The sequence below is a fragment of the Bacillus sp. VA15 genome, assembly GCF_055721145.1.
The window spans coordinates 145,868-158,296 of the sequence record NZ_JBVQPQ010000001.1 but is presented as its reverse complement, the minus strand read 5'-3'; the positions used below and the strand labels follow the sequence as shown (position 1 = coordinate 158,296).

The window sequence follows — 12,429 nt, the reverse complement described above, 5'->3', positions numbered from 1 at the left end:
AAATAGATGTGAAAGCATCTGTCGGGAGAGCCGTTGTGTAAAGCTGTGTCTACAGCATCTGGTGGTTTGTGAAAATCTCTTTCTTATTTTACAAAAAAAATGAAAAAAGAAAAAGCTGGACCACCCTTGTTTCTTTATAAAAATAAAAGGAGCATAAGCTAAAAAGCGCATAATGGCTTTCTAGCTTCAGCTCCCTTTGTGTTCGTGTTTACTATAGTACTTTCGCTTGCGCCTGTTTAATTTGCACAGGCCCCATTCCTCTTGGTATTTCAATGTTTTCTCTTGTATCAGCATGTAATGCCTCTGCGATGTAATCAGCAGCGACATTAGGATCTAAGTCTCCACAAGTATAAACATCAATGCTCGCATATCCGTGCTCAGGAAAACTGTGAATTGTTAAGTGTGATTCAGAAATAATCACAACTCCGCTTACGCCTTGCGGTGCAAATTTGTGAAATGCAACCTCGCGCACCTCAGCACCTGATTTTAGAGCAGCATTTACAAACGTTTTTTCAATAAAATCCATGTCATTCAGCTTATCAAAATCGCATCCCCATAGCTCGGAGATAACGTGACGCCCCATTGTTTCCATAGTCATGGACCCCCCTTAACAAGAATTAAAAAGTGAAATTCCAACAACTGGGTCGGCCATTTACCACGGGGGAAAGTTAGTCCGGAGAGGTCCTAACCCTTTAAGTAATTCCGAAACAGTCTCAAGCAAGAAGTTCACGAAAAATAGTATACTGTGTTTAAGTCTAATTTGCAAGGTGCGTTTTTTCAGAAATATGCTGTTAGGGGTTTTTTCTTCAAAATGCGTCCATGACCTTATTTTATACAGCAGACGGATGTTTCATTCGTGCCGCTACATGGCGGATCAGATCAACGACTCTGCATGAGTAGCCCCATTCGTTGTCATACCATGCGAGCACCTTTACTTTTCTGTCTTCCATTACCATTGTCGTAAGCCCGTCAATGACCGCTGAATGCGGATTTGTATTATAGTCAGTCGAAACGAGCGGTTCATCTGAATAATCAAGAACGCCGTACATCGAAGTTTTGGCAGCCCGTTTAAATGCCTCGTTTACCTCTTCAGCCGTTACATCAGTTTTCAGATCGACAACGAGATCAACCAGTGAGACGTTCGGAACAGGGACGCGCAAGGCAAGGCCGTGAAGCTTTCCTTTCAGATGCGGCAGCACGAGCGAAAGCGCCTTTGCCGCTCCTGTTGTCGTCGGAATGATGGATTCACCGCATGCCCGCGCCCGGCGCAAATCTTTATGCGGATTATCAATATTTTTCTGGTCATTCGTATATGCGTGAACTGTAGTCATCAGCCCGCTCTCAATGCCAAATTCTTCATCCAGCACTTTTACAACAGGCGCAAGGCAATTTGTCGTGCATGACGCATTTGAAATAATGACATGGCGGTCGGCGTCGAATTGGTCCTCATTTACTCCCATCACAATGGTAACGTCTTCATTTTTTCCCGGAGCAGTCAGAATGACTTTTTTGGCCCCCGCTTCTATATGACCCATCGCTTTATCTTTTGAATTAAACTTCCCTGTCGCTTCGACGACAATGTCAATATCATATTCCCGCCAAGGCAGCTGTTTTGGATCACGGCTGTTTAACAAAAGCACTTTCTTTCCATTCACGATCAGGCTGTCTTCACCAGCCACAACCTCTTTGTCGTACCTGCCGTGATTTGTGTCATACTTTATTAAATGAGCCAGCGTTTCTGCGGAATAGCTGGCGTTAATGGCCACTACTTGAATTTGATCGTCTAACATTGCTTTTCTAAAAACCATTCTCCCGATTCTTCCAAACCCGTTGATCGCTACTTTTACCTTCATGTTGGACACCCCTTATCAATTATGCCATTCTAATTTGTTGTCATCTGTAATTAGTATAACACATTAAAATGAATTCGCCAGTACATATTGATAAAAATCAACGATTACAACGCTAATTTATGATGCATTATATATTTTCTTGCACACAAATTAGGCGTAAGAACCAAAAAGCAGCCAGCGTTCCGCACTGACTGCTCTCATTTTTTATAATTCCTGTTTTAACTTATCATTGAGCACACTTTCTTCTAACACTGAAAATGTATCTCCGTACACTTTGTTAATATGATTCGCTCCCCAAGCACACAGCATGTCTAAAATCCCTTCTAAGCTGCGGCCGTATTCGCTAAGCTCGTATTCCACTTTGGGAGGAACCTGATTGTACACGATCCGGTTAATGACACCGTCCGCTTCCAGCTCGCGCAGTTGCTGGGTCAGCATTTTTTGCGTGATATTAGGCATCAGGCGCTTTAATTCACTCGTGCGTTTTTTTCCGTGCGTCAGGTGGCATAAAATGACGCATTTCCATTTCCCGCCGATCACTTCAAGAGTCGCTTCAACTGAAATGTTATATTTTTTCTGCTCCATGCGGTTCACTCTCCTTACAGGCACTAAAAAGTGACTATAGCACTTAAAAGTACGTACTTTTCTTTTTTGACGATGTCTTTCATAATCACATTTGCCGGCTGATTTGAATCTGCTCTTTTTTATTTATATAGCTTACTCGGCAGAATTTCAATCATACAACACATCATACAAAGGAGGAACATGATGACTTCAGCCAATAAAAGCAGCATTCCTGCACTCCTGGCTTTGGCCGTAAGTGCATTCGCCATAGGAACAACCGAATTTATCAGCGTCGGCCTTTTGCCGCTCATTTCTGATGACCTGCACATCCCTGTCACAACAGCGGGATTGACCGTTTCCCTTTATGCGCTTGGCGTTACATTCGGTGCACCTATATTAACTTCATTGACCTCAAGCATGTCACGTAAGACGCTATTGCTTTGGATCATGTTGATTTTTATTGCCGGGAATACGATGGCCGCTACCGCTTCAAGCATCGGGATTTTATTAGCAGCACGTGTGATATCAGCTTTTTCGCACGGTGTGTTTATGTCGATCGGTTCGACAATCGCAGCGGATATCGTCCCTGAGGATAAAAGGGCTAGCGCGATTTCGATAATGTTTACAGGGCTCACTGTGGCAACTGTAACCGGAGTTCCTTTCGGCACGTTTATCGGCCAGCAGCTCGGATGGCGTTTTGCCTTTATGGTCATTATCGCCGTCGGAATCATTGCTTTCATTACAAATGGTATTCTTGTCCCGTCCAAATTACGAAAAGGGACGAAAACAACGATGCGGGATCAATTGAAGCTTGTGACAAACGGCCGGTTATTGCTTCTATTTGTCATTACAGCTCTTGGATACGGAGGAACATTCGTTGTATTCACGTACCTGTCTCCCCTGCTTCAGGAAGTAACAGGCTTCAATGCCGGAACTGTGGCAGTGATCCTGCTCGTATACGGAATTGCCATTGCAATCGGCAATATGATTGGCGGAAAGCTGTCAAACCGAAATCCGATTGCCGCTTTATTCTATATGTTTATCGTACAGGCACTCGTTCTATTCACGCTGACATTTACGGCTCCATATCAAACAGCAGGCCTTATCACCATTCTCTGTATGGGATTGCTGGCCTTTATGAATGTGCCCGGCCTTCAGGTGTATGTCGTCATGCTGGCTGAGCGTTTTGTCCCGAGTGCAGTTGATGTCGCATCCGCGATGAATATCGCTGCCTTTAATGCAGGGATTGCGCTTGGCTCATATCTTGGAGGTGTGATCACCGATTCAATCGGACTGATTCATACCGCTTGGATAGGCGGATTAATGGTAGTCGGTGCAGTTATCTTAACAGGCTGGAGCCGCTTGATGGAAAAACGGGATCAACAAGAAGCCTGACAATTTTAAAGGAGGAAATCAATATGACAACACATTTACAAGCAGCAGCAACACTTCATAACGGAGTAAAAATGCCATGGTTCGGCCTAGGCGTATTCCAAGTGGAAGAAGGATCTGAACTGGTAAACGCAGTTAGAGCCGCCATTGTTCACGGATACCGCAGTATTGATACTGCCGCTATCTACGGAAATGAAGCTGGAGTCGGAGAAGGGCTTCGGCAAGGCATTGAAGAAACAGGCATCTCAAGAGAGGATCTGTTTATTACATCAAAAGTGTGGAATGCAGATTTAGGCTACGAGGAAACACTTGCCGCATTTGAAACAAGCGTGTCAAAACTCGGTTTGGATTATTTAGATCTATATCTTATCCACTGGCCTGTAGAAGGAAAATATAAAGAAGCCTGGAGAGCGCTTGAAACTCTGTATAAAGAAGGCCGTGTCAAAGCGATCGGCGTGAGCAACTTCCAAATCCATCATCTTGAAGACCTGATGACGGCTGCTGAAATAAAGCCTATGATCAACCAAGTGGAATTTCACCCGCGTCTTACACAAAAAGAGCTGATGGCATACTGCAAAAAACAAGGCATCCAGATGGAAGCTTGGTCACCTTTAATGCAGGGACAGCTGCTGGATCACCCTGTACTGGCAGACATCGCTCAAACATATAACAAATCAGCAGCACAAATTATTTTGCGCTGGGATCTGCAGCATGGCATCATTACGATTCCTAAATCAACGAAGGAACACCGCATTAAAGAAAATGCCAATGTGTTTGACTTTGAGTTAACACAGGATGACATGAACCGAATCGATGCGCTGAATGAAAACCTGCGCGTCGGTCCTGATCCGGACAACTTTGATTTTTAATGACAAAAACACCGTTCTAACGAACGGTGTTTTTGTATTATGCCCAGCTAGTGATGATTTCATCAAGCTGCTGTTTGGTCTCTGCAAGCGTGCCGCTGTTATCGATGACTTGATCTGCTCTTGCTGTTTTTTCCTCTAAGGGCATTTGAGCACGGATACGGCTGACCGCCTCTTCTTCCGTCAGCTGATTGCGCTTCATCAGACGTTCCAGCTGAAGCTCTTTGGTCACACTGACAACAATAATTTTATCAACTAAAGATTCCAATTTGCTTTCAAACAATAGCGGGATATCTAATACAACAAATGCCTCGCGATTTGCTATGGCTTCATCACGGTGATTGAGCATTTCCTGCCTGACTGCGGGATGAACAATTGCATTTAAAGCAAGACGCTTTTGTTCATTTGTAAATACCAGTGCCCCAAGCTTTTTTCGATCTATATCACCGTTTGGGAGCAGGATGTCTTCACCGAATTCGTCAATGATTTGCCGGTAGGCCGGCATCCCTTTTTCTACCGCTTGTTTGGCAATGATATCTGCATCTATAACTGTTATTCCTTTTTCAATCAGCATATTGGCTACTGTACTTTTGCCGCTAGCTATTCCTCCCGTTAAACCAATGACTAAGGTCAAGAGATCCACTCCTTTTTACAATTTCCAGAGCCCAATCGTGATCAGCAGAAGCCCCGGCAAAAACGCCATCTTATCAATCCATTTCCATTTAGACAGAAAATGGCCGGCATTGATTCCGATTGATACAAACAGCGAGCTCATGATTGCCACGGCAATGCTCATCACAATCGGTGAAAAACCGAGAATGGCTGCGCCAATACCTGCTCCGAAGGCATCAATCGATAAGGCAAATCCCAACAAGACCGCCTCAATTCCATTGATCACACCCGATTTGTCGATATCCGCACTCATAGGTTTTCTCAAAATATGAATCACAATCCCTAATGACCGAACCTCTAAATTAAGCAGCGTTTTTTCATGCAATAAGTATTCTTTGTCTTTTGCCGGTTTGAAAAATTGATACAGAACCCACGCACCGATTCCGACCAATACCAAACCGCCAAGCTTCTCCGTTACATATACAGGAAAAAACTTTGTAAGAAAGCTTCCGATCAGCATGGATATAAACATGACAGCACCGGAACAGCAGGCGATAATTAAAATCGCTTTAAACGGTATTTTCATTTTTCTCAATCCGTACGTAAATCCGACTGAAAAACTGTCCAAGCTGACAGCCAACGCCAGCAGCAGTATAGAAACCATTTGCATATCCGTTTCTTCCTTTCTGTTGGTGCTCTTGTATCAGATGTGAAATGCCCGGGATTCATCACAATCATATATATGGTAAAGTGAAAAATCCGTGTTTCGAAAATGGCATCCTCTATTACAGAGTTACTGATATATGCACCGACAGCTTGGACGATGAAGCATTATGCTACTTTTTTTTCTGGCACTTCGCGCAAAAATGCGTGCCCCTGCCTCCGACGACAATTTTTGAAATCATCGTTCCGCAATTTTTGCACGGCTCGTCTTTTTTTCCGTACACAAAATGCTGCAGCTGGAACATTCCAATTTCCCCTTGGGAGTTGATATACGAGCGGACTGTGCTGCCGCCCGCGTCAATCGCCTCCTGCAGGGTGTTTTTGATTTCAGCATGAAGTGTTTTGATTGTTTTGTCTGATAATTGATTTGCTTTCGTCTCAGGATGGACACCCGCTCTGAAAAGAGCCTCGTCCACATAAATGTTCCCGAGTCCCACAACTGTTTTCTGATCCAGTAGGGCGGTTTTGACAGCACGGTTTGTTTTAGCAAGCCGTGCTTTTAAATATGCACTCGTAAATTCTTCTGCATCCGGTTCCGGCCCTAATTGAGAAAGAGGGAGCTCGCCCGCTTCCTCTCCCGGTTTAAATAAGTGCATGGTCCCAAACTTCCGCACATCCCTGTAACGAAGCTGTGTTTCGTCTGTCATCGTGAATATGACATGCACGTGTTTATCGTCTGGCTCCTCCGCTTGATGAAGCCCGTATTTCCCTTCCATTCGAAGGTGGGAAACCATGACATAATGATCTAAATGAAACAGCAAAAACTTTCCCCGTCTTCCGATAGACTGTATCGTTTCTCCTGCTAGATTTCGCGCAAATTCCTCCGGTTCGGCAGGCCGTTTGATGATATTCGGCCATCTGATCTCTACCGATTTGATTGTTTTTCCCTTTACAAGCCCGGTCAGAGTGCGCCGGACCGTTTCAACCTCTGGTAATTCCGGCACATCCATCACTTCCTATCTCTGTTTATTTCGCATCGTACCAAGATGGGCCTGATGCAAAGTCCACCTTTAACGGCACATCTAATGCAAGCGCATGTTCCATCACTTCAGGAACAAGCTTTTCAAGAATTTCAATTTCTTCTTGCGGCGCTTCAAAAATCAATTCATCGTGTACTTGAAGCAGCAGTCTTGCTTTCAGCTGTTTTTCTTTCAGCTTGGCAGCCATATCAATCATGGCTTTTTTTATAATATCAGCTGCGCTTCCTTGAATCGGCGTATTCATTGCCGTACGCTCCGCAAAACTGCGGATATTAAAGTTTCGGCTCGTCAGCTCAGGAATGTAACGGCGGCGATGCATAAGCGTTGTCACGTATCCTTTTTGCTTCGCGTCCTGAACTGAATCTTCCATGTACGCTTTTACGCCTTGGAAGCTTTCCAAATAGCGTTCGATGAATGCTCCGGCTTCCTTCCGGGTAATGCCGAGGTTCTGTGACAGCCCGTAATCGCTGATGCCGTATACGATGCCAAAGTTGACCGCTTTCGCCTGGCGTCTCATCGCAGAAGTCACTTCATCCTCGGCAACATGGAACACATCCATTGCCGTTTTCGTATGAATATCCATATCATTTGTAAAAGCTTCGATAAGATTTTGATCCTTTGAAATATGAGCAAGCACCCGCAGCTCGATTTGTGAGTAATCGGCTGCAAAAATAAGCCAGTCTTTTTCAGACGGAACAAAAGCTTGGCGGATTTTACGCCCTTCTTCAAGCCTGATCGGAATGTTTTGCAGATTCGGATCAGTCGAGCTGAGACGGCCTGTTTGCGTTAAAGCCTGGTTAAAGCGCGTGTGCACCTTATGCGAATCCGGTCTCGTCACCTTTAAAAGCCCTTCGACATATGTCGATTGAAGCTTGCCAATTTGTCTGTACTGCAAAATATAGTCGACAATCTCATGCTTGTCAGCCAGCTTTTCAAGCACATCAGCAGACGTTGAATAGCCTGTTTTTGTTTTTTTCACGACAGGCAGGCCGATCTTTTCAAACAAGATGACGCCGAGCTGTTTCGGAGAATTGATATTAAACGGCTCTCCCGCAATCTCATGGATTTTTTCTTCATATTCCTTCAGCTTCGCACCCAGTTCTTCACCCATTCGTTTTAAACGATCAACATCGACCTTGACGCCAGTTGATTCCATTTCGCCGAGAATAAGCGCAAGCGGCATTTCGAGCTCTTCAAACAGCTCAAGCTGATCGTTGTTTTCCAGCTCCTGAACAAGCTTTTCCCGCAGGCTTTGAATGGCTAACGCTTTTCGGACAAGATGCTCAGACAGTACATCTTCTGAAGGTACCGCCCGTTTTGCTCCTTTGCCATAAACTGATTCGTCGCTTGATACAATATGCAGGCCGTAATCCTTGGCCACACTCGCAACGTCATCATATGAATTGCCAGGATTGATGATATAAGCCGCAAGAAGCGTATCAAACTCCGCCCCCTTCAGCTCAATGCCCTGCCAGCGCAAAGCGACAACAGCCCGCTTGCTATCGAAAAGCCATTTCTTCTGCTCGTCATTTTCCGCCCATTCTTTAAACACCTTAGACTCCACGGCAATGTCTTTCGGAATAAAAAAAGATCCCGTTTCATTTACGATCGAAAATCCGAGAAGCGGCTCTTCATGATAATTGTCGCCAATCTGTTCAACGACAAATGCGGATGGAGAAACCAATATGCCGCTTGTTACGTCTGTGACGGTTTCGACCTTAATTTCCTCTAATGCCTGATCCTGCTCTGCTTCTTCACTGTCTTCCCCAAGACGTTCAAGAAGCGTGTTGAATCCAAGATCTTTAAAGATGGCAATCACCTGTTCACGATTAAAGCCTTGATATTCCAGGCCGGAAACGGATACCTCAATCGGCGCATCCGTCATGATCGTCGCAAGCTCCTTGCTCATCAATGCCTGATCCTTAAATTCCTCAAGCTTTTCCTTCAGTTTCTTTCCGCTCACCTCGTCAATGGACTCCAGCAGCTTTTCCACGGAATCGAACTGTTTTAAGAGCTTAATCGCTGTCTTTTCTCCGACGCCGGGCACACCTGGAATATTATCCGAGGAATCGCCCATCAGACCCTTCATGTCAATGATTTGTTCAGGCGTAAGCCCGTATTTCTCTTTGACGTGCTCCGGTGTGTAAAATTCAACATCGGTAATTCCTTTTCTCGTAATGGCAACTGTTGTTTTGTCTGTTGCCAGCTGAGTTAAATCCTTATCTCCTGAGAAAATCTTTACTTCAAATCCGTCTTTTTCAGCCGATTTGGCCAGTGTGCCGATAATATCGTCGGCTTCGTATTGTTCCAGTTCGTAGCGGCTGATCTGATAGGCATCCAGCAGCTCGCGGATAAATGGCATTTGTTCGGAAAGCTCAGGCGGGGTTTTCTGTCTGCCGCCTTTATATTCTTTAAATGTGCCGTGACGAAATGTTGTTTTCCCGGCATCAAATGCAACCAGCATGTGCGTCGGTTTTTCATCCTCAAGCATCTTCATTAAAATCATCGCAAAGCCGTATACGGCATTCGTATGAATACCTTTATCATTGCTTAACAGCGGCAATGCAAAAAACGCCCGGTAAGCCAGACTGTTTCCGTCTACAAGCACTAATTTTTTTCGTTCCGTCATTCAATATCCTCCTAAGAAGCCTCAGGCTTCCATTCATCTCTTACATAGTCATTAGCTCCTCTTATTTTAACAAAGTTCAATTTGAAAGGAAAATACGTGAACTGAGGAGAAGACACAAAAAAGGACGGGAACACAAAATGGTTCCCGCCGTCAAAATTGGCTCCTTGGATGAAGGGGTTCTACTACATCCTACCAGCATAGGTTTAACAGTGCATGAAGATATTGTTAAACCTTTGTAAACATTAGGCGGACTTTTCAGCGGCCCGTTTCAGCGTCACTGTAAAGACCGTTCCCCGTCCTGGCTCGCTTTTGACATCGATTTTCCCTTCATGAGCCTCTATTAAATGCTTTACGATTGCAAGACCCAGGCCGGTGCCGCCCGAATTCCTGCTTCTGTCTTTATCTACGCGGTAAAAACGTTCAAAGATGCGAGGAATTTCTTCTTTCTGAATGCCGATTCCGGAATCGGCAACTTCAATCTGAATGTCTTTTTCTCTGGGCGTTACATTGATAGCTACAGAGCCCCCTTCAGGCGTGTAGGTTAACGCATTGTTTACGAGATTAAGAAATACCTGTTTCAGCCTGTACGGGTCGCCTGATACATATAGCGGATCTTTCGGGACATTCAGTTGTAAGGAGATGCCTTTCTCATCCGCCTTATGCTTAAGAAGCGTTTCAATCTCACCAAGCATTTTGGCTGGTTCAAACGTTTCAATGCTGAGCGTAAAATTTTGCTGCTCGATTTTTGAGAGATCGAGAAGATCCTGAACCAAAGACTGAAGCCTTTCGCTTTCCTTTAGAATAATAGAGAGAAATTCAGAAAGCGCTTCTTTGTCCTCCATCGCCCCGTCCAATAACGTCTCCGTAAACCCTTTAATGGACGTAATCGGCGTTTTCAGCTCATGAGAAACATTCGCCACAAAATCCTTTCTCATCTGCTCTAATTTCTTCGTCTCCGTCATGTCATGGAAAACGAGCACAATTCCTTTCCATTCATCGTCCGGCCCCATAATCGGTACGCCGTCCACTTCAAAATAACGCCGTTCAATTTTGATCGGAAGCCTTAACAGTTTGCATTTCTTTGTCTCCGTCATAAAAATGTCTTCGACAAGCTGGATCACTTCTTCATGTTCAAATGCATCATGATAAAGACGGCGCAGCATCTGATTCGGATTGATATGAAACTGCTTGGCGTAAGCCCTGTTCACGAGATTGATAAAGCCTCTTCCATCAATCATAATCAGCCCAGAGCCGATATTTTCAATGACTGTCAGCAGCCGGTCCCGCTGCATTTCCTGCGTTCTCGTCATTTCCATCAGATCAACAGCAAGACTGTTCATCGCACGGCCGAGCTTATCAGAGCGCCTGATATAGCCGCCGTATGTCCTGGCATCGTAGTTCCCCTTGGACAGTTCTGTCGCTACGTTTGTCGCTGCTTCAATCGACCTTTTATAGCGTGAGGTCATACTGGAATAAAAATAAACAATGACGATAAAAGCGGTACAAAGACTGGCCGTCAGCATCCCCCACATTTCGCCTTTCAAGCCGTAGCTTTTTTTAGAGGCAGAAAGCAGCACATATCCTGTTTTTTCACCTTCGCTTCTAAGCGAGAGTCCGTAATAAAGCTCGTTATCCGCTGTTGAAAGAACACCCTCATGGCCAGAGACAAGCGCCCGCACCTTTTGAGAATCTGCTGCTCTCCCATTTGACCCGTACAGCACCTTGCCGTCTGTATCGATAACGGATGCGCTCACATCAAGCGCGCCGCCTGCATCTTTAATGATTTTCTCATTTGCTTGATCATTCAGATTGCCGGCATCAAGAAGCGAAGCCATGTATTTGGCTTCTTTTTCAATGTGTTCCTCTGCTTTCCTTTGATCAGATGTTTCAAAGAGCTGCTGCAAAAACAGCCCGAGGACACTAAACACCAGAATCATACAGACAACGAGTACAGAAAAAAGGCGCACACGGTATTTATTCATTCATTTTTGGCTCCTCCAGTTTATACCCCAATCCCCTAATCGTTTTAATATAGATCGGTTTTTTCGTATTGTTTTCAATTTTGTCGCGGAGATGGCTGATATGTACATCAACAATTCTCGTATCTCCGGCAAAATCATAATTCCAGACAGCGCTCAACAAAAGATCTCTCGTCAGCACTCTGCCTTTATGTCTGCCCAAATACAGCAGCAGTTCGAATTCTTTCGGTGTCAGCTCAAGCTGATTTTCTTTAAAGTACGCTTCATAATGATCAGGCAGGATTTTCAGATCGCCAATTACGATCTGACCTTCAATTTCATCGTTTTTCATTTCACTAGAGGGCGCAGCCATTTCCGAACGCCTTAAAATCGCTTTGACTCTTGCATTTACTTCCCTTGGACTGAACGGCTTGGTCATATAATCATCAGCACCGAGCTCAAGCCCTAATACTTTGTCGAATTCCTCATCCTTCGCTGTCAGCATTAAAATCGGAAACATCAGTTTTTGCTGTCTCAGCTGCTTGCATACTTCGATTCCGTCCAGTTTTGGAAGCATCACATCAAGCACAATCAAATCAGGCTTCTCTGTCTCCGCTTTTTTGAGTGCTTCTTCCCCATCCGAGGCGGTAATGACATCATAGCCTGACCGTTCCAAATTGTACTGTAAAAGAGTAACAATAGATTCTTCATCATCCACAACTAAAATTTTCTTGTTCATGCTGTGCCTCCAGTATTATAATTCCCCGACATCCTATTTCTCTATTTTATGTCATCTTAACATGTTTCATGATTTTATTTTAGCGAAAGCAGGATATTCCGACAATTCGTCTT

Annotated in this window: 10 protein-coding genes and 1 pseudogene; 2 read left to right on the top strand and 9 right to left on the bottom strand. The window is 44.5% G+C overall.

All coding sequences use genetic code 11. From position 1 onward, the window contains the following. Nucleotides 1-211: 211 nt before the first annotated feature. The 3 genes from speD to AC0DBE_RS00745 form a co-directional block, all read right to left on the bottom strand. Entirely contained in the window at nt 212-592 is a 381-nt protein-coding gene (gene speD, locus AC0DBE_RS00755) for an adenosylmethionine decarboxylase (protein WP_003223584.1), read from the bottom strand. 238 nt (nt 593-830) lie between these two features. Further along, nucleotides 831-1,853, bottom strand: a complete 1,023-nt coding sequence (locus tag AC0DBE_RS00750) for a glyceraldehyde-3-phosphate dehydrogenase (protein WP_072566670.1) — start codon at nt 1,851-1,853, stop codon at nt 831-833. A gap of 204 nt (nt 1,854-2,057) precedes the next feature. Then, entirely contained in the window at nt 2,058-2,438 is a 381-nt protein-coding gene (locus AC0DBE_RS00745) for a winged helix-turn-helix transcriptional regulator (RefSeq protein ID WP_472960756.1), read from the bottom strand. Nucleotides 2,439-2,621: 183 nt separating this feature from the next. On the opposite strand from AC0DBE_RS00745, the gene AC0DBE_RS00740 reads away from it, so the two are divergent. After that, nucleotides 2,622-3,812: an MFS transporter gene (locus AC0DBE_RS00740; protein ID WP_014114742.1), complete on the top strand. Its 1,191-nt coding sequence runs from the start codon at nt 2,622-2,624 to the stop codon at nt 3,810-3,812. A gap of 23 nt (nt 3,813-3,835) precedes the next feature. Next, on the top strand, nt 3,836-4,678 hold the full coding sequence (gene ytbE / locus AC0DBE_RS00735) for an aldo/keto reductase YtbE (RefSeq protein WP_472960755.1): 843 nt from the start codon (nt 3,836-3,838) through the stop codon (nt 4,676-4,678). A gap of 37 nt (nt 4,679-4,715) precedes the next feature. Here the strand turns inward: ytbE and coaE are convergent, their stop codons facing one another. From coaE to phoP, 6 genes and pseudogenes are all read right to left on the bottom strand, one after another. After that, the gene (gene coaE, locus AC0DBE_RS00730; protein ID WP_268454222.1) at nt 4,716-5,309 is read right to left on the bottom strand and encodes a dephospho-CoA kinase; all 594 of its coding nucleotides are present in this window, start codon (nt 5,307-5,309) and stop codon (nt 4,716-4,718) included. A 15-nt stretch (nt 5,310-5,324) separates the two neighbouring features. Beyond that, a pseudogene (ytaF, locus tag AC0DBE_RS00725) lies at nt 5,325-5,975 on the bottom strand (sporulation membrane protein YtaF); the annotation flags it as partial. A 148-nt stretch (nt 5,976-6,123) separates the two neighbouring features. After that, nucleotides 6,124-6,954: a DNA-formamidopyrimidine glycosylase gene (gene mutM, locus AC0DBE_RS00720; RefSeq protein WP_079288082.1), complete on the bottom strand. Its 831-nt coding sequence runs from the start codon at nt 6,952-6,954 to the stop codon at nt 6,124-6,126. A gap of 22 nt (nt 6,955-6,976) precedes the next feature. After that, the gene (gene polA / locus AC0DBE_RS00715; protein WP_472960754.1) at nt 6,977-9,619 is read right to left on the bottom strand and encodes a DNA polymerase I; all 2,643 of its coding nucleotides are present in this window, start codon (nt 9,617-9,619) and stop codon (nt 6,977-6,979) included. A gap of 242 nt (nt 9,620-9,861) precedes the next feature. Then, the gene (gene phoR / locus AC0DBE_RS00710; protein ID WP_472960753.1) at nt 9,862-11,601 is read right to left on the bottom strand and encodes a sensory box histidine kinase PhoR; all 1,740 of its coding nucleotides are present in this window, start codon (nt 11,599-11,601) and stop codon (nt 9,862-9,864) included. After that, entirely contained in the window at nt 11,594-12,316 is a 723-nt protein-coding gene (gene phoP, locus AC0DBE_RS00705) for a two-component system response regulator PhoP (RefSeq protein ID WP_003223561.1), read from the bottom strand. The genes phoR and phoP overlap by 8 nt, the downstream gene beginning before the upstream one ends. Nucleotides 12,317-12,429 lie beyond the last annotated feature (113 nt).